This window comes from Emticicia sp. W12TSBA100-4 (assembly GCF_040253585.1).
Taxonomy (GTDB): domain Bacteria; phylum Bacteroidota; class Bacteroidia; order Cytophagales; family Spirosomataceae; genus Emticicia.
Genome location: NZ_JBELAU010000004.1, coordinates 168,409 through 187,683 on the forward strand (window position 1 = coordinate 168,409; position 19,275 = coordinate 187,683).

Annotated in this window: 10 protein-coding genes; 1 reads left to right on the plus strand and 9 read right to left on the minus strand. The window is 37.6% G+C overall.

Annotated features, from left to right (window positions below; genetic code table 11):
- Nucleotides 1-169 precede the first annotated feature (169 nt).
- Together ABR854_RS06450 and ABR854_RS06455 are read right to left on the minus strand one after the other, a co-directional pair.
- Entirely contained in the window at nucleotides 170-1,099 is a 930-nt protein-coding gene (locus tag ABR854_RS06450; protein WP_350264559.1) for a sugar phosphate isomerase/epimerase family protein, read from the minus strand.
- 123 nt (nucleotides 1,100-1,222) lie between these two features.
- Nucleotides 1,223-4,054 carry a PQQ-dependent sugar dehydrogenase gene (locus tag ABR854_RS06455; RefSeq protein WP_350264560.1) on the minus strand — a complete coding sequence of 944 codons (2,832 nt, stop codon included), beginning with the start codon at nucleotides 4,052-4,054 and terminating at the stop codon, nucleotides 1,223-1,225.
- 257 nt (nucleotides 4,055-4,311) lie between these two features.
- On the opposite strand from ABR854_RS06455, the gene ABR854_RS06460 reads away from it, so the two are divergent.
- On the plus strand, nucleotides 4,312-5,040 hold the full coding sequence (locus tag ABR854_RS06460; protein WP_350264561.1) for an NUDIX hydrolase: 729 nt from the start codon (nucleotides 4,312-4,314) through the stop codon (nucleotides 5,038-5,040).
- A gap of 78 nt (nucleotides 5,041-5,118) precedes the next feature.
- Here the strand turns inward: ABR854_RS06460 and ABR854_RS06465 are convergent, their stop codons facing one another.
- From ABR854_RS06465 to ABR854_RS06495, 7 genes are all read right to left on the minus strand, one after another.
- The gene (locus ABR854_RS06465; RefSeq protein ID WP_350264562.1) at nucleotides 5,119-5,784 is read right to left on the minus strand and encodes a DUF6966 domain-containing protein; all 666 of its coding nucleotides are present in this window, start codon (nucleotides 5,782-5,784) and stop codon (nucleotides 5,119-5,121) included.
- A gap of 9 nt (nucleotides 5,785-5,793) precedes the next feature.
- Nucleotides 5,794-7,452 carry a carboxypeptidase-like regulatory domain-containing protein gene (locus ABR854_RS06470; protein ID WP_350264563.1) on the minus strand — a complete coding sequence of 553 codons (1,659 nt, stop codon included), beginning with the start codon at nucleotides 7,450-7,452 and terminating at the stop codon, nucleotides 5,794-5,796.
- An 80-nt stretch (nucleotides 7,453-7,532) separates the two neighbouring features.
- A complete protein-coding gene (locus tag ABR854_RS06475) occupies nucleotides 7,533-11,090 on the minus strand; it encodes a CRTAC1 family protein (protein ID WP_350264564.1) in 3,558 nt (1,185 codons plus the stop codon).
- A 148-nt stretch (nucleotides 11,091-11,238) separates the two neighbouring features.
- Complete coding sequence (locus tag ABR854_RS06480) at nucleotides 11,239-12,972, minus strand: RagB/SusD family nutrient uptake outer membrane protein (protein WP_350264565.1); 1,734 nt, start codon at nucleotides 12,970-12,972, stop codon at nucleotides 11,239-11,241.
- Nucleotides 12,973-13,063: 91 nt separating this feature from the next.
- Nucleotides 13,064-16,288 carry a SusC/RagA family TonB-linked outer membrane protein gene (locus tag ABR854_RS06485; RefSeq protein ID WP_350264566.1) on the minus strand — a complete coding sequence of 1,075 codons (3,225 nt, stop codon included), beginning with the start codon at nucleotides 16,286-16,288 and terminating at the stop codon, nucleotides 13,064-13,066.
- A 515-nt stretch (nucleotides 16,289-16,803) separates the two neighbouring features.
- The gene (locus ABR854_RS06490) at nucleotides 16,804-18,018 is read right to left on the minus strand and encodes a dipeptidase (protein WP_350264567.1); all 1,215 of its coding nucleotides are present in this window, start codon (nucleotides 18,016-18,018) and stop codon (nucleotides 16,804-16,806) included.
- Nucleotides 18,019-18,056: 38 nt separating this feature from the next.
- Nucleotides 18,057-19,274 (minus strand): glycosyltransferase, encoded by a 1,218-nt coding sequence (locus ABR854_RS06495; protein WP_350264568.1) that lies wholly within the window; start codon nucleotides 19,272-19,274, stop codon nucleotides 18,057-18,059.
- Nucleotide 19,275 lies beyond the last annotated feature (1 nt).

Consider the following 19,275-nt stretch of genomic DNA (forward strand, 5'->3'; position numbering starts at 1 on the left):
CCCTCCTTTTTTCAAGGAGGGGTGCCTGATTAATTAGCGTAGAGTTAGTTTAAAAGTTTTGAACTAAGAATAAACCACCCCGTCAAAATTCGACTTTGTCAGAATTTTGCCACCGAGCGTCGGTCTCCCCTCCTTGAAAAAAGGAGGGGAGATAATACGTTATATAAAATTACGCTACAATTTTCTTCAAATTATTGAAGCTGGTTGTAAGGTTATTTACTGGAGATGGAGCTCCGTCTTGCTCTACGAAATAATGTTTTACACCTGCAGTTTTGGCTGCTGCAAAAATTGGCTTAAAGTCGATATATCCAGTGCCAACTTCTACTGGTCGTTGAGTTTCTTTATTCAAATCTTTGATGTGGAAAAGAGGGAAACGACCTGGGTGTTTTTGGAATAATTCCGGAATATTTACACCTGCTTTGGTTGCCCAAGCAAGGTCAAGTTCAAATTTAAGTAAATCGGCACTAATTTGCGAAGCCATCATATCGAAAGGGCGTTGACCTTCAATGGTTTCAAACTCGGCTGTGTGATTATGGAAAACAAAAGTTAGGCCTGCTTTCTTGGCAGCTTCGCCTGCCTTTTGAAGAATTTCGAGCGAAAGCTTTATCTCCTCCATTTTATTGACAGGAATACTGGCACAAACCAAATATTTTGCTCCACCTTCGGCTACTTCATCAACAATTTCTTGTGTGTTATTGAGTAAGTTTTTCATCGGTGGCATAGCTGGACGAGCTGGTGATGGGCTTCCATCCGCCGACGGGCGTGGTGCTGGACGGTTGAATGGAGCTCCATTCACATGGTGTGCTTGCCACGACATTCCTAAATCTGAAACTAATTTGGCAAATTCTTTAGGTTTCATGCCATAAAAACCACCTTTCATGCTAAATGCCGATTCGATTTCTTTATAACCGATATCGGCAATTTGTTTTAAAGTTCCTTCAACGTCTTTGTCGATTACTGACATTGTGGTAAAGAGTTGAACACCAAAGTTTTTTACTTTTTTAGGGTCAATAAAAGCATCAGCTAAGTTTGGTAGCATCAAACCACCAAGTGCTAAAGCTCCTGTGTTTTTAAGGAATTCTCGTCTGTTTTGCATCATTATTGTTAGTAATTAAAGTTTTGTTCGTAATTTTTGCTTTGGAAGGGTGGGAGGAGGAGGCTTGAAAAATGAGAATTGGGTTTTTAGGCCCAATTCTCGGTACTGTATTTATCTTAGGGTTTATTATTCGCTGGCTTTAAACTCAATTGCCGATACAGCCATTACGATTTGCGTATCTTTTGCTTTATCATTTCTGAAAACCAAATACACATCGTGTTGACCTGCATTTTGAGGAACGCTTATTTTTAGTTTGCTATTCATGTTCGGACGAGCTGGTGGTGTTGTGGCTGGCGTTCCAGCGGCTGGAACGCCAGTTGTCGAGGCTGCTGGTTGAGCTGGTGGCGGTCCCATTCGCATTTCTCTTGGTTCAATTTTATCGCTTGTTCCAATCAAAGCACCCGTTGGCGAGTCGAGATGAAGTTCGATAACACCACCTGCTGCACCTACACGTGTTTGTGCTTGAGCAGTAACTTCAATTTCGTTGATGCCTGTTAAATCAACATTTGTATAACCCAAATAAGATTTATCACCAACCATTGAGAAAGAGCGTCCTGGGGTAATTACCAACTGTGTTCCTTTCGATTTATCGGCTAATTCTGGGTTCAATGTTGGGTTTTTCAAGACAACTACATCTTCGGTAGCTAACGATTTCATCACTTTCGTGCCTTTGTCTTTATAAGCTGCACGCAAAATATACGTTCCGTTTGATTTCTGACCGTCAGGTATTTTGGTAGAATAACTACCTTGTGTTGGCATTGATTTAGCCGTTTTTGGCTCGTTGATATTCAAGATATAATCAACCATGATATTTGCTTCGGCTGTCGAAATTTGTGGGTGAGCCGCCATTACGTGGTCGCCCCAAACACCACCACCACCATTGATGATTTTCTTTGAAAGGTATTCAACTGCTTTGCTATCGCCTTTATATTTATTTGCTACATCTTTTAAGCTCGGCCCAACTGATTTTACATCAACAATATGGCAAGATTTACAGTCGCTTTTGGCCATCAGACGCTCGCCCATAGAAGCAAATGCTACTGCATCAACGCCACGGTGATTTTGTGAAGCCTCGATTTTATCGTAGCCAATTGGCATATAATCAATACTTACGGCTACTTGGTCTGGTTTGATTTTTCCGTTTGTCAAGCTACCATCTTCTTTATCTGAAACCGTCACGTCATAGTCGATTGGTTTATTTGGGAAATAGAAAGTTTTGTTTCCTTTTTTGATATTAAAAGCTACTGCTGGCGGTTCGTTTCCAACTTTTATTTCGAGCGATTCGCTGTTTTCTTCACCTTTGCCATCTTTTACGCTCAACGTTACATCATAAATTCCTGCTTTATCAAGCAATACAGTTGCATTTTCAGTTTTGAAAACTTTTTTGCCTGCTTTGCTTTTTACTTCCCATAAGTATGTCAGTTTATCCCCATCTGGGTCGTTTGTACCAGCCGATGAAAGATTGACTTTCAATGGTGCAGAACCTGTCAGATTATCGGCTTTAGCCACTACTTTAGGCATACGATTACCGCCATTATATTCTACTTTTACCAGTTTGGCATTGTCGTTACCTCTAAACCAAGCTGAGCCATATTCAAGCACATATAAATCTCCATCTGGTGCAAAATCCATGTCAATGGCACTACCGAAATCAGTATTTGGCATAAAACGTTCCATTGATTTATAGTCGCCGTTTTCGTCCATCGTTACTGACATAATCCAGCCACGCATAAACTCAACAATTAACCATTTCCCTTCGTAATAGTCAGGGAAAACTCTTTTTCCAGTAGGGAAATCGGCTTTGTGGAAAACTGGTCCACCCGTTGCACTACGCCCCGAACTTCCAACCAACGGAAATTCTTCGGAAATACCATACGGATACCAAATGAATGCTTTTTGAGCAGGAGGAAGGTTTTTTAGACCAGTGTTGTTTGGCGAATCATTAACAGGTTTTGCTGGGTCATAAGTAGAGTTTGGACGAGGTTTGCCCGTTTCAAAATCCCAATCAGCATAGGCTTTGTTATCACCGATGAAATATGGCCAACCGAAGTTGCTTGCTTTACGAGCTTGGTTAAATTCGTCATATCCACGTGGGCCTTGCTCCGAGTCAACCGAAGCATCTGGGCCAACTTCTCCCCAATATAAATAGCCAGTTTTGCTATCAATCGTAGGTCTCCACGGGTTGCGGTGTCCCATTGTGTAGATTTCTTTTTTTACTAAACCATCGCCATTGTTTGGCAAAGTTTCGTATAGATTTCCTTTTGGAATTGAGTAAGTTGCATCGGCTTCTGGCTTAATTCTTAAAATCTTTCCCGTTAAGCTGTTTGTATTTCCTGCTCCACGTTGGTCGTCCCAATATTCCCAACCTTTTCTTTCATCAAGGTTTGCGTAGCCTGGAGTTCCACTGTTTGAAGTGTTATTACCTACAGTCAAATAAAGATTTCCTACTTTATCGAAAACCATTCCACCGCCAGTGTGGCAACATTCTTCACGTTGGGTTGGCACATTCAAAATTATTTTTTTTGAGCTTGCCACGAGTTCTTCACCACGCAATTCCCAACGAGCCAATACGTGCTGGTTTACGTCAGGGTCTGCATAATACATATAAATCCAGTGATTTTGCTCAAAATTGGGGTCATGAATCAAACCCATCAAACCTTCTTCTGCCTCACGTTTTACGCCTTTTGCATTTGTATATTTTGTATTAACAGGAATGGTTGCCAAGGTCTTGATTTCGCCAGTTTCTGGACTGTATTGTTTCAATGCACCTTTGCGTTCTACAAACAAAACTCGTCCGTCTTTTAGCAAAGTCATTTCCATTGGCTCGTCGAGCTTTTCGCCCAAAACTACTTTTGTAAAGCGATTTTCGTCGGGGGCTTTTTGAGCCATTACTTCGAAGCTGCTTATGGCAGTGAGTGCCGCAAAGATGCACGGCAAGGCTTTTTTGATTTGTTTCATTTTCTTTAGATAGGGTAAACTTAGATTCATGTGTTCGGAGTAAATGGTTGAAGATGTTTGAATAAACAAAAATGCAAATAAGATTTTTTTGAAAATACAGAAATCGGCACATCATCTAAAGTACTCGACAAATAGGCTTTTTTAAAGGATTTGTTGGATTTTAGGTGATATAGTTATTGTACCAATTTGATACAATGATAGGTGCTTTCTTTGAATATTACAAATAATTCTTTATTTTTGTATAAACCTAAACTCTTATGACTAAAAATACTGACCTTAAAGAATATTGGGAGAGTAAACCACGCCTTTTGCCAAGTGTTTCGATTGATTGTGTGACGTTGGGCTTCCATAATAACCAGCTTAAAGTCTTACTTTTGAAGTATAAAAACACCAATTACTATGCTCTTCCAGGTGGATTTATAAACATGGATGAGGATTTGGAAGATGCTGCTCAGAGAATTCTGGAAGAAAGAACAGGGTTGAGAAATATTTATTTAGAGCAGTTTCATGTATTTGGAAATAAAAGTCGGAGAAATGACGAGACTCACAAACAAATTATGGCGGGGTGTGGTATTGAAATGAAACCTAATAATTTTTTATTGAATCGCTTTATTTCAATTGGCTATTATGCTTTGATTGATTTCTCGAAAGCCACACCAAGCCCTGATGAGTTGTCGGATTCTTGCGAATGGTATGATTTGGATAAAATACCAACCTTGATGTTTGACCATAACGAGATTTTCCGGAAGGCTCTCGAAACTCTACGTATGATGCTTGATGATAAGTTGATTGGGTTTAATTTGCTCCCTGAAACTTTTACGATGAATGAATTACAAAATCTCTACGAAACGATTTTGGGCGAAAAACTGGTTAGGTCAAATTTTCAGAGAAAAATGCTCGGCTTAGGAATTTTAGAACGTATAGAAAAGAAAATGACAGGTGCTGCCAATAAAGCACCATATTTGTATAAATTTATTGGAGGATGAGGTGATTTACGATTTTTGATGGGGTACGATTATAGTTTTTTAACCAAAAAAATCATAACAATCTTAAAAATATGCGTTCTATTTTTGTCCTTTTATCTCCAAATTATCATCAGATTCGATGATTTTTGTTTCATTGTTCAAAATTTCCCATCGGTATGAGCAGACCTTTTCACTACCACATTTTGGGCAAGTCCAAAGCCAATTATTTTCGCTGGTAATTTCAATGTTTGATTGCCCAAATAATCGTTCGATTGCTGTTTTTCGATTGCTAATGTCCTCTGATGAGATGAGTTTATTAGTGTTGAGTAGTTCTATTAATCTATTGTTTTTTAAGTAATTAGCGAATATTTGTGGCAAAACACTTACACACAAAAAACGCTCAATATCAATAGAATTGATGCGAGCTGCTCCGCAATCTTGGCATCGCCAACCGCTTATTTGAGTAGAAGTAGTATTGTTACGAGCAAGAATATCCTCTAAAACTTCGCCACTGGCCAAACCATAAGCCAAACTTTGTAACATTCCGAATACTTGGCCTTGCCACAAACCTGCCGAATCTTGGTTGCCAATCACTACATCATTAAACGAACCCATTCCGCCATAAGCTCTTAGATGATGCTCGGTGCTTTTAGTTTTTTCCCAATTTTCTATGTCTTCGGACAGCCAATTTGCCCAAAAATCATATTGATTTTCGAGTAAAACTATTCGTAAATGTTCTAAAGATTGTTTATAATAGTCTGTCATTGATTTTATTTATTTATTTGTTACGATTACAATTGTGCCATTTGCTCCTCTTGCTCCGAAGGCCGCACTATTGCCATATTTTACTGCACCCAGAGATTTTATATCTCGCACATTTAGATTATTTAAGATGTTCATCACGGTCGATTCATCGTCGAAGAATGTACCATCATATACAAGAGCGGGTGTAAGAGAGCCACCACCACCATCTAAATTGGTATTTGTACTGCGGAAATGTATTTGATATTGCCCTTGAACGTTCGTAACCATTAAACCAGGAATACGGCGAAGTAAATCAAAAACTGAGAGATTTTGGTCATTCTCGCTGATTTTTACTGTAATATCATTTGAAACGATGGCAAACTCTTTCTTTTCTTCTTGAATTTTGCCAACAGGCTCTGAACTATAAACCACACCTTGAGCGATAATCTCTTTAGTAGCAATTGAGTCAGATTTAAACCCCTTTGAGGCAATTGTAGCAGGAGTATCCATCTGAGTTTCCTCATTATCTGTTTTTTTCCCAATAGAGTAAGAGGCAATTGCACGAATATCATTTTGAGTACTATCTCTTTTTATAAAATCTTCAGGGAGATAATCATCGGGGAGCATATTGGCGAAGCCTTCATGCCCCCAATAGCCCTGAATCAGAATACCATTGGGTTTTGTTAGCCAACCATTTTCGCCAAAAGTAGCATGGAAATTAACTAAATTGACAATCGAATAATAATAGGGATAATCGGTGAAAAGTTTTATTGGGTTAAAGCGGTTGGTTACGAATATCATTAGCGGGTATTCTGAGTAAAACACAAATTCTTCGGTTTCACGGTCGAACATACAGATTTCTTCTGCTTCGCAAGGTTTCAATGTGCCGTCTTTTACCTCTTGATTAACTGTTGTTTTACCAAAATACATTTCTTTTGGTAGCAATACTTTGAATATCGCAAAACCATTTTCTTCAACCTTATTGTCTTTTAAAGCTACCAAAAAATTACGGAATGAGTCTCGATATGACTTCTTTTTGTGTTTTTCCCAAATCCTTTGCTCTTGAGGCGAACCAGGTGTCATTTTTTCAAAATATTTCAAACCAGAGAAATAGGTTTTTTCGCCATCAGACTCAAATTTATCCATTTGAAACCTAATTTTTAGTCCAAAAGCATCGTTTTGAATAATGAGAGGTTCACGAGCAGTAGCAACTACTTTTTTCTTTTTATCATAAGTCAAAACGATTACTTCGGGGTTTAATATTTTACAATCTTTAAAGAACTCAGATTCACCCAAAAGGCCTCTATTAAAAACTTTCCATTTTTTTCGCCACTCATTATCATGTTTGGCTACTACTTTTACTTCTTTTAGCTCAATACCTGTTTGCAGGGTAAAGACCAAATTTTGGAGTTTTTTATCTGACTTTAAAATTGTCTTTTTGAGTGTTTCGTAACCCACAAACGAAATCACAAGGTCGATTTTTGAGAAACGTGCGGGTATTCTCAGCGAGAAATCACCGTTTTGGTCAGTCGTTGTACCGATACTTGTATTATTGATATAAACATTGGCAAACTGAACGTTTTTTTTGCTTTTATCTATGATTTTTCCGCTGACTTGCCAGTTTGAGTTTTGAGCAAAATGGTAGGTTGGAAGTAAAAACAAAATCAAAAATTTGATAATAGATTTCATCGTGAGTGGAGATTTAAAAGGTTGAATTTAATAAGTTAATGGAAAGTGATACAATAAGGTTGTATCACTTTTCAAACAAATTATTTGATTATTCTTTTAGTGCCATTTATTTTAACAATCTCAACACTTTGAACGTCTGAACTAATTATCAGATTATGAGCTGATTGTGATAGAAATGATGAACCAAAACCAATTTCTTCTCGGCGAGTTTTTCCATTTTTGAGTTTAATCAAAGCGGTTGTTTCATTGGCTTGTAGCGGAATCGTTCTTACAGGAAAATGATAATCGAATACTTTGAGGATGTTTTTATTTTGCGAAGTAATCGTGCGTAACTGCCCTTTCGGACTCATCACTTTTACGAGTGCTTTGGCATCGCCAGTTATGCAATAACCACTTTTTTCGAGTGAAACTGGCTCAAAAGTACCATTTCCTTTGCCTTTTAGTACCAAACCACTAAACGCATCATTTCGGCCAGTGCCGAGTTCTACGCCATAATCGTTGCCAGTCAGAAGTACATCAAGGTTGCCATCTTGGTCAAAATCTTGAGCAATCATGCCAAAAATTGGTGCAAATTGGGCTTGAATCGGTAATTCTTTTATTTCAAATTGTCCATTTCCTTTGTTTTCGATATAGCTACTTTTGAGCCAGTTGGCCTTCAGAACTAAGGCATCTTTTAGTTCTTCGGGTTTTAGAATTTCGTTAATTCCTGCTTCTGCAAATTTGGCGTAATTCTGAAAACGTTGGCGTGTTTGGATGAATTGTTTAGCTAAATCATCACGAGTATTATATGGAAATTCTTTGGATTCTCCTTCTTTATCTTTGAAATAAACTGTCGGAATGGCATCGAAGAATCCATCGTTGTTGAAATCTTTGGCGTAGATACTAAATGGTTGCTGATCAGATGCTTGCATGAGGTGGTTGATTCCCATATTGCCTGCAACGTAGTCTATATCACCATCATTATCAAAATCTCCCGAAGTAATACTATTCCACCAACCAATTTGATTTACGATTGACGAATTAAGAATTACGAATTTGCCTTGATTATTTTTTAAGAATGTAATCGGCATAAATTCTCCTGCCATTACCAAATCCTGCCAACCATCATTATCAAAGTCTGACCAAGTTATGTCGCAAATCAAACCGATGTTTTTGAGTTGTGGAGCAACTTGAGTAGTTACGTCGGTAAACCTCCCTTTGTCATTACGTAAAATATAGCTACTTACAGGCTTCGGATATGCTGAAGGTTCAACTCTACCCCCCACGAAAAGGTCTAAGTCACCATCGTGGTCGTAGTCGGCGGCTTTTACGCATGAGCCACTTTTTAAGAATTTTGGTAGGACATCGACCGCCAGTTGGAAATGCCCTTTTCCATCATTTAGGTAAAATTGATCTTGTAATGAAGGCGAATTTACTTGAAACTCCGAACTTCCACTCACAATATAAAGGTCTAAATCGCCATCACCATCGGCATCGAATAGTAGCGTACCCATATCTTCTGTGATTTTATCTTTTCCGTCATTTCCTGAAAGTAAATCTTGAACCGAAAACTTCCCATCTTTGCTTTGAATCAAAAATTTCCCTTTATGGTTATTCGAGCCACCCACAAAAACATCTTCTATGCCATCGCCGTTTACATCGCCAACTGCCAAAGCAGGCCCAAACTGTGATAATTTATGCGGAATAAGTTTCTGCACATTGAAGTCGATATAGTCTTCTTCTTCGTGTTTGTAATCAATCTTGAGTTGGTCAGTTATATCGGTAAAAAGAGCATTTTCTTTTGCCATTTGTACTTGTGGAAGAGGGGGTGTGGCATTTTTTTCCTCAAGCGTAATGACCTGATTTGTTTTCAAACTGCTAAATGTTTGGGTATGGCCATTAGCCCAAGTTACTTTTAATTGGGTAATTTGCTTGTGTTTGCCCAGACCGAAATGTGCAATTGGCTCAACAGTTGACAAGTACCCTCTGTATGGCGAATGTTCATACACTTGTTTTTCGCTTTTTCCGTACTTGATTTCTACCCAAGCACCTAATCCTGCCAAATTATCCTTATTTCCCTTAAATTTTATTCTTAAAAAATTACTCTCTTCGGGTTTTAGCTGCATCGAATTGTTTTGGTAAACCGAGGCTGAATCATTGATGTTATTGACCACATAGTCGAGGTCGCCATCATTATCTAAATCGGCATAAGCTGCTCCGTTGGCTGAGGTTGGCTGAGTAATTCCCCATTTATCGGTTACATCATCAAACTGAAATGCACCATCTTTTCCTTTATTTTTATAGGCATAATTTTTTAGTTTTACCTTAGGTACATACTCAAGTAGCATTGATTTTTCCATCAAAGCATTTACTTCATTGCGATAAGCCAGAAAGTCTTGGTCAGTGATATCTCTTGGAAAACCGTTAGTGATGATTATATCTCGAAAGCCATCATTGTCGAAGTCTGTTACCATCGGAGTCCAGCTCCAGTCGGTTTGAGCGATACCCGACAAAAAGCTAATTTCGCTGAAAACAGGAGTACCTGTGGCTGGATTTTTTCCTCGATTCAATTGAAGAGTATTTCTCGGAAATTGGTACAAATAATCAAATCGGTCGTTGTTTTGGTAAGTTACATAGCTATTAGCGGGAGTCATCATTTTTTTGCGGTAGTTGCTTTCGGGCATCATATCTACTGCAATTATATCTACCAAACCATCATTGTTTATATCCGAAATGTCATTTCCCATCGCCGAATAAGAAGTATGTCGGAAATACTGTTTGGCTTGGTTTGTAAATGTTCCATCTTGATTATTGATGTACAGCAAGTCATTGGTCAAGAAATCATTGGTTACATAAATATCTTTCCATCCATCTTGATTTATGTCTGTAATATTAATACCTAAGCCATAAGCATCATCAAAGATACCTGCTGTTTTTGATACATCGGTAAAGTAAGAGTGATTTTTAGTTTTATCAAAATCATTTCTATAAAGTTTATCACTGCGTTTTGAGGCTACAATTTTATCTTTTTCTTGATATTTATTCGGGAAACGGCTATCATCCATTTCATTGACGACTAAATATAAATCAAGGTCACCATCGTTGTCATAGTCAAAAAAAGCAGCATTTGTTGTGTGAGTAGTATCAGCGATGCCGTATTCTACGGCCATGTCTTTAAAAGTTGGTATGCCTTCTTTGTTTATTCCTTGATTGACATACAATAAATTTGTTCGTGGTCCAATTGTTTTTCTTGCCGTTGCACACACATAAATATCAAGTAGGTTATCATTGTTTATATCAACCAAAGCAACTCCCGACGACCATCTGTTGTGGCCGTTTACGCCCGCTTTTTCAGTAACTTCTTCAAACTTTAACTTTTCGCCTTGTTTGGTTCTATTGAGATAAAGTTTGTTTGGAGTGGTATTTCCTGTAAAATAAATATCGGTTAGATTATCATTATTGAAATCGCCCATTGCAACACCACCACCATTATATACATATTCAAAAGTTAAGATATTGAGGGTATCATTTTCTGAAATTCGATTTGAAAACGTGATGCCCGTATCTGCTGATTCGAGTTCAGTAAATAGTGATTTTTCTTTACAGGAATAAATTGATAAACTGATTAAAAAGAGAGTAACGACAGTAATTCTTTGCATTGGAATAGATTAAAACTTTTATTAACAAAGATAAACTAAAAACGTCATGTAGAAATGAATTCCACATGACGTTTTTAAGATAATTTTCAATTTAGAAACTTAATAATAAATCATTTAATATTCATCATTAATAGTTTCTAATTGAATATTAATACCCAGGGTTTTGCTTTAAGATGTCAGCACCAGTCAAGTCAATTTGAGCTTGTGGAATTGGCAAAATAGCATGTTTAGCTTGATATACAGCACCACCCAAAGTATTTGGTAAGAATTGGCTTTCATACTTCAAGTAAGCATTGATAGTCGCAACATCATCTCCCCAACGAACTAAGTCGAAGAAACGGTGACCTTCCATTGCTAACTCTAATTTACGCTCGAAACGAACGGCTGTACGAGCAGCTGCTTTGTCTGTCCAAGGGGCTGTGTAAGGCTTGATCACATATTTAGCAGCAAGACCACCATCTTGAGTTACGAATGAAGCAGGGTTTGCAGCACGATTACGAATCATGTTTACATACTCTTGAGCTTTTGTTAAACTACCAATTTCAACTTCACATTCAGCAGCCCACAATAGTACGTCAGCAAAACGAATAATTACAACGTTTAATGCAGTATAGCCAGGAGTCCAAGAGCTATTATCTTGCAATGAACCTCTATCATTTTTGTAGTATGAGAATTTCTTAGGCGAGTATGGTCCACCATTTGCTTGGTTACGAATCCAGTCAAATCCAGGGTGTTTTTGCCAGTCTAAGAACATGATACCACGACGACCGATAGTGTGGTCGAGACGAGGGTCAAGTTCACCTGCATCTGGAGTAAATGCTGTACTTGATTGAATACCCATGTCAGTTTTCAACGCATTTTCTGGTAAGTTATACGAACCATCCAATAATGGTAAACCATCTTTTGTACGGTATGAATTACCTAACTCAAAGCTTGGTTGGAAGAATCCACAACAGTTACCTGGGCCATTAGGACCAGTATTGTATGGCCAGTTCAAATCACCATCAGCATTTGCATTATTTACACTACCAGTGTTAGCAGCAGCCTGTACAGCGAAGATTGATTCTGAATTGTTATCATTAGACGCTTTAAACAAATCTGGGAAACTTGGCACTAAGGCAAGTTTTTTACCATTTGTAGTTACACCATTAGCGATAATAGCATCTAAAAGAGTTTTTGCTTCAGCATATTTCTTTTGTGCCATATAAACTTTAGCTAAATAAGAACCCGCTGCCCATTTGTTTGCACGGCCTGCTTGACCTTGTGTTGCAGGCAGATTATCGTAAGCAGCTTTGAAGTCAGCTTCGATTTTTGGCCACAAATCAGCATCATTTTTGATTTTCTCAATACCACTACCTACGTCAACAGTTTCATCTACGTAAGGAGTATTATTGTAGTTTCTTTTCAAAGAGAAATAGAAGTGTGCTCTCAAGAATTTAGCTTCAGCTTCCAAACGCTTTTTATCATCTGCTGTAACATCTGCTTGAGCCTCTTTCAATAAACCTAATACGTTGTTTGCACGTGCTACACCTTCGTATAATCCACGATAATTATCGTTCATTACACCTTGCGTAGAAAGGTACTCAAAACGTTGAATTGGGTTGATGTCAGAGAAGTCACCAGGGTCAGTTCCTTTATTTGCATCACCCCCACGAATACTTCCCCAAACCCAGTTTTGTGGGTGAACCATACGTGTACCATACCCACTCATTTGTCCGTAAGCTGAAATCAAAGCTCCTTCCAAACCTTTTTTAGTTGTCAACTGGCTCTTTGCAATGGCACCAGTTGGCAGTACTGTAAGGAAATCTTCCTTACAAGAGTATCCAATTAAAGTAAGCAAGGATACTGCTAATGTTAATTTACTGAAAATATATTTTCTCATTTTAATAATGAATTTTTGAGTTAAATGTTTTTAAAACTTACTCTTGTTATCATCAGCTTTTAATTTTAAAAGCTGATGATAGTGGCTCAAATTAGAATCCTAAGTTAAGACCAACAGTGAAGCTTTTTGTTAATGGATAGTTACCTACGTCGATACCAAAGTTTGTATCAGCATTACCACCAACTTGAGGGTCTAAACCTTCGTATTTAGTGATTGTAAACAAGTTGTTGGTTGAAGCAAATAAGTGAACTCTGCTTAATTTCAATTTGTCTAATACACTCTTAGGTAAGTTATATCCTAAAGAAACATTTTGAAGTCTCAAATACGAACCATTCTCAACATAGAAAGAGCTGGCTTGAGTATTTGTACTGAAGTTAGAAGCTGTTTCAAAAATCGGAATAGTTGCACCTGTATTTTGTGGAGTCCAAGATTCTTTCACACGCTCAGAGATAGCTGCTCCTGAGAATGAAGGATAGAAATCTGTAAACCATTTCGATACGTTAAAGATTTTGTTGCCAAGTGATGTATAAACATACGCTGATAAGTCAAATCCTTTGTAAGTCAATGTGAAGTTTACACCACCAGTAAATTTAGGGATTGGGCTTCCTAAATAAGTACGGTCATTTGCATCAATTTTACCATCATTGTTAAGGTCAGCATAACGGAAACGGCCAACACCTTTACCATCTTGAGCAGGAGCTGCATCAACCTCAGCTTTAGATTGGAACAAGCCTAATACTTTGAAACCATAGAATGATGACAAGCCATAACCCAATTGGTTACGAATAGGGTTGATACCACGGAAGCCTGGGTTTACGTTAGTCAAGTATGTTTGACCTTCAGCAATTGATGTGATTTCGTTTTTCAAGAAACTACCTGTTACGTTTACTTCGTATCCTAAATCAGTAGTGATTTTACCACGGTTGATCACTTGGATGTCGATACCTTTATTTACCATTTTACCAATGTTTACTGAAGGTGCAGCAGCTTGGAAACCAGCAGTTGCAGTAATCGGTAATTGATACAATAAGTCTTTGGTATCTTTTTGCCATAAGTCAACGATAACATCTAATTTACCTTTCAAGAATGAACCATCAAAACCGATGTTTTTAGTGATAGATGTTTCCCACTTAGCGTTTGGATTTCCGATACGTGTACGGTAGTAACCATCAACAATGCTTGAATTTGAACCATTGATGTCATATCCTGAGTTATTTACACGACCTTCATATAAGCTATATTGGTTGTTAGGATCAACGTTGTTTGAGTTACCCATTGTTCCGTAACCACCACGAATCTTTAAGTCTTGTACCCAAGGAAGGTTTTTCATGAAAGACTCAGATGATACACGCCAAGCAGCAGATACTGCAGGGAATACACCATAACGAGAATTCTCACCAAATCTTGAAGAACCATCACGACGAATAACACCTGTCACGATATATTTATCATTAAATGTGTAAATTGCTCTACTAAATAATGAGTAGAAATTAACACCTTTGAATAAGTTACTTGAAGGTGGGTTTCTGCTTCCTAATGTAGTGAGGGTTACAAAATTAACATCTTGTGAGAATGGATTTAAACCATTTGCACTCATATTTCTTCCAGCACCAGTGTTCAATGCTTCTTGACCTGCTAACACTTCGATGTTATGCTTGCCAAATGCTTTTTTGTAGCTTGCTGTATTTGTGAAAGTCCATCCGAATGAATAACCACCACCTTCTCCATAAGAGAATGCAGAGTTATTTTCAGAGTTTTCATACTGCCAACGTCCATAGTTCCAGCTATATGAGTTACCATAGTTACCAGCAGCCGAAGAGCGTAATGTCAAGCCTGGAATTACATCTAATTCAACATAAACGTTACCATTTGCTAAACCATTGAAGTTACGGTTGTTTAATAAACCTTGTTGGTTAGCTACTGGGTTACGTGGGTTGTTGAAACCTTTAGCAGCAGTACCAGCATATCCCCCGAACTCATCATAGATAGGAATGATAGATGGCATACGGAATGCTTGCAAGATGTCGTTTTCGTCAGCCGCAATACCATTACCACCCGCACCACCAGTTTGTCCTAATACTTGAAGGTAAGTCAACTGGATGTTTTCACCGATACGTAAGTTTTTCAATACGTTAAATTCTGTATTGATACGGAACGCATAACGCTTTAATGAATTGCTAATCAAGATACCTTTTTGGTCTTGGGCAGAGAAGCCTACGTAGAAACGACTGTTTTCTCCACCACCACTAAATCCAAGAGAGTGTCTATGAATTGGAGCTTGACGAGTGATTGCAGCATACCAGTCAGTACCAGCCTTATTAGCTTTAATAACTTGGTAGATAGCACCAGCCGCAGGGTCAACATTATATTTTAATTTTTGAGCAGCTAAATCAACTGTTCCGATAACACCTGGAGTTCCACCAACACTTAAATAGTCAGGAATAACTGGAGTAGAACCTTTACCAAACTGTGGGTGGTCAAAAGCTTCATTTGAATTTCTTTTTGCATTCCAAGTCCAAGTAGCGAAATCCGTTGGATTCATCATGGCTTGGCCATTACCTGGGTCAGTTACACCATACATACCATCATAAGTCACATTAAGTTTTTTAGCACCTTTTGTTCCTTTTTTAGTAGTATAAACGATTACACCATTGGCAGCACGAGCACCATAGATAGATGCAGCAGAAGCATCTTTCAATACTGTTGTTGACTCAATATCATCTGGACTTAAGAAGTTAGTAGAACCTACTGGCATACCATCAACAACATAAAGAGGCTCGTTACCACCAAATGCACCAAAACCACGTACACGGATTTGGCTGGCAGTACCTGGCTGACCGTTAGTTACAACTGTCAAACCTGCTACTCTACCTTGTAATTGTTGCTCAACGTTACCTGATGGAACAGCTGTTAAATCTTTCGATTTTACAGTTGAAATAGCACCAGTTGACTCACGTCTTTTGTCAATCGAGTAACCCGTTACAACAACCTCGTCAAGACTTGCAGCATCATCTTCCATTGATACGTTGATTGTGCTTTGTCCTGTTAATTTTACTTCTTGAGTTTTGTAGCCGATTGAGCTAAATACTAAAGTTCCGCCTGAGTTTGGAACATTGATTTTGAAGCCACCATTTGCGTCACTGATTGTACCTGTTGTAGTACCTTTTACTGTGATACTGGCACCTGGTACGCCATCTCCTTTTGCATCACTTACTTTACCACTTACGGATTTTTGAGCAAATGCCACCACAGACATAAGCCATAGTAACCCGCAAAACAGAGCCCCCTTAATAGGAACAAAGTAGTTTTGTTTCATAGTTTTGATTAAGTTAAAAAATTAGAAAAAAAATTGATAAAGATTTTTCCTTATATATACAAATTACTTGTTAGAGTAAGGTTTTTATATTCACAAATAACTGGTTAAGTGTATTTGGTACAATTATAAGAAGTGTCTTGCCTTGTTCCAAATGTTTCTTAAAATTTTTATATTTATATGATGAAGATTTAAATGATTTTTCGACTTAATAGGTATCATCAAAAGAACCATTTTTATGTATTGTATCAATATGATGCAATATTAAATATTTTATAGAAAACTACAAAATATTTCTATTTGTAAATTTATATTCTTTCAAAAAAAGTTTTCTTTATAAGAAATATAAAAATATTTATATGACTGCAAATATATAAAACTTTGGAGTTTTATTGGATGTATAGACAAGTTTTTCTTGAGAAATGAATAAATAATGCTATTTTCTTTGAAAAAATGGCAATAGTGAAGAGAAAAAAGGAAGTTGTATGGAAGTGTGATAATTTTAAGAAGTAATAGAATTATTTTTTTGAGAAATTTTCGGCAGCGGCTAAAACTCGCATTGTATTTCCGCCCCAAATCTTTTTAATGTCTTTTTCTGAGTAACCACGTCTGAGCAACTCGATTGTTACGTTTTTTATCTTGCTCACGTCTTCAACACCTATTACATCGCTGCCGCCATCCATATCCATGCCGATTCCTACGTGGTCAATACCCACGAGTTTCACTACGTGGTCAATGTGGTTCGCAACATCTTTTACAGTTGGTACATCACTTGGGTATTTGTATTTTATCTGGCGAAGTTCGGCATTCAATTTTTTCTTATCTTCGGGAGTAGCATCGGCTTTTTGTACTTGCATTCTGATTGTTCTTATCGAAACTGCCACTTCGGCCGAAGGTTTTTTCAAGAAATCAGCCACGAAGTTTATTTGAATAACTCCACCTTTTGATGCCAAAAGTTTTATCATATCATCGGTCATATTTCTCTTTACATCGCACAAAGCACGGCACGAAGAATGCGAAGCAAAAACTGGAACTTTGCTCAGACGCATTACATCGTAAAAAGCTGAGTCAGACAAATGAGATACATCAACCACAATTCCCAAACGGTTCATTTCTGCAATACATGCTTCTCCGATTTTACTAATTCCGCCGTGTTCTGCACCTTGTGGGTCGCCCGATGAATCGCTCAAATCATTATTAAAAGAGTGAGCAAGTGTAATGTAGCGTAAGCCTAAATCATAGTACAATTTCAGATTCGATAAATCGGTGCCAACTGGCCAACCGTTTTCCATACCTATAAATACGCCGAGTTTTCCTTGCTTGTGGGCAGCATAGCCTTCTTTGGCAGTAGTTACTAAACTTACTTTATCGGCATTGGTTTTTACGGCATCATGAATTTTGGCAAAAATCTTCAACGCTTTTTCTTTGGCTTCGGCATTGGCTTCGGGTGTGCGTTTACCTTGACCTAAATAAACGGCAAAAAACATGGCATCCATGCCACCTTCTTTCATTCTCGGAAAATCTATCTGGGTGCCGTCTTCATCATAATTATGTTTTGCTCCTACATCAAAGCCTTCCATATCCATCATATTAATGGGGGCGTCGGCGTGCGTATCAACTGTGTAAGCTTTCGCATGTATTTTATCGGCTTTTTTTAATAGGCGTTTTTCGGCTTTATCTTGAGCGAAACATAAAAAAGGTAGGCAGAAAAGGAAGGTGTAAAGATGTTTCATTATTTTCTGAGGTTTAGATGAAGTTATTTTATTGAATACTATTTAAGTTTTCTCCCTTTCCAAACATATTCACCTTGCTTTTGTGCCACGAGCCCAAAAAAGACTACATATAAAGGGTAAATGATTTGTACGAAAGGAATTACCCAAATTAGAGATTTTTTGCGTAAAAAGCTGATAACAAGGCTTAAAAAAATAAATTCTGCCGAAAATTTCAATGAAAGAACTAAGAAAAGGTTTTGTGTAGTAGTAAAATCAAAGAACCAAAAGCCAAAAGTCAAAGGCACAACCAAATTTGCCACGAAAACAAAAACCGCCAAAGCCGTAGTTTGCCAATTGTTATAATGTTTCCATTTGCTGGCCCAGCGTTTACGTTGGTTATAAAATGACCGCCACGAAGCGTGTGCATGAGTTTCAACAATTGTGTTTTGGTCTTTCAGAAATTTTACTTTATTGGGGTACTTTGCCGCAATTTTGTGCATCAAAAATTCATCATCGCCCGAAGCCAAATTTTCATTTCCTGCAAAACCATTTACTTCATAAAATATTGATTTTAAATAAGTTAAGTTTGCTCCATTACACATGTTGGGCTTCTCAATAAACATCGCACAAGCCCCTGAACCCACTAAACTCGCAAATTCGATGATTTGAGTATTGTTAATGATAGAATGAATGATTGATAGAGTGATAGAATGTAGTTTTGATAATGATGTCTGAGCGAAGCGGGCGGAGTTCCGCTCGAAGGCTGCATTGTCGAACGTAACCGCACAACTTACCAAATACGCTCCAGTTTGGGCCTGGAAATTTGCAATGCTTTCAAGCCATTTTTCGCCAACTCTACAATCTCCATCAGTTGTTGTGATTAATTGTCCACTCGCCAGTTTTATAGAAGAATCAATGGCTCGTTTTTTTGGTGATGTATTATTTGTTTTTGGAGGTAATTGGTTGATGAGTAGGTTAATATTGCTGTTTTTTTGAAATTTCTGAACGATTTTTAATGTATCATCTGTCGAATCATCATCGGCAATAATTACCTCAAATTTGTGTTTCGGATAAGTTTGTTTTTCTAAATCTTGTAGTAAAAAAAGAATATTTTCTGCTTCGTTTCGTACAGGAACGATGACTGATATTTTTGAGGTTTCAATGACATTTTCTTTCAAAAAAGAGCTATAATTTGGAGTTCTGAACCAAATAATAATCAAACTCAAATTTGCTAAAAAATATACACCAACGATAATTAATAGACTTATTATAAGCATT

What these genes read in the sequence shown, in the direction of transcription:
- ABR854_RS06455 (WP_350264560.1), bottom strand. Translation starts at nt 4,054, where the DNA reads ATGAAACAAATCAAAAAAGCCTTGCCGTGCATCTTTGCGGCACTCACT.
- ABR854_RS06465 (WP_350264562.1), bottom strand. Translation starts at nt 5,784, where the DNA reads ATGACAGACTATTATAAACAATCTTTAGAACATTTACGAATAGTTTTA.
- ABR854_RS06460 (WP_350264561.1), top strand. Translation starts at nt 4,312, where the DNA reads ATGACTAAAAATACTGACCTTAAAGAATATTGGGAGAGTAAACCACGC.
- ABR854_RS06480 (WP_350264565.1), bottom strand. Translation starts at nt 12,972, where the DNA reads ATGAGAAAATATATTTTCAGTAAATTAACATTAGCAGTATCCTTGCTT.
- ABR854_RS06490 (WP_350264567.1), bottom strand. Translation starts at nt 18,018, where the DNA reads ATGAAACATCTTTACACCTTCCTTTTCTGCCTACCTTTTTTATGTTTC.
- ABR854_RS06495 (WP_350264568.1), bottom strand. Translation starts at nt 19,274, where the DNA reads ATGCTTATAATAAGTCTATTAATTATCGTTGGTGTATATTTTTTAGCA.
- ABR854_RS06470 (WP_350264563.1), bottom strand. Translation starts at nt 7,452, where the DNA reads ATGAAATCTATTATCAAATTTTTGATTTTGTTTTTACTTCCAACCTAC.
- ABR854_RS06475 (WP_350264564.1), bottom strand. Translation starts at nt 11,090, where the DNA reads ATGCAAAGAATTACTGTCGTTACTCTCTTTTTAATCAGTTTATCAATT.
- ABR854_RS06485 (WP_350264566.1), bottom strand. Translation starts at nt 16,288, where the DNA reads ATGAAACAAAACTACTTTGTTCCTATTAAGGGGGCTCTGTTTTGCGGG.
- ABR854_RS06450 (WP_350264559.1), bottom strand. Translation starts at nt 1,099, where the DNA reads ATGATGCAAAACAGACGAGAATTCCTTAAAAACACAGGAGCTTTAGCA.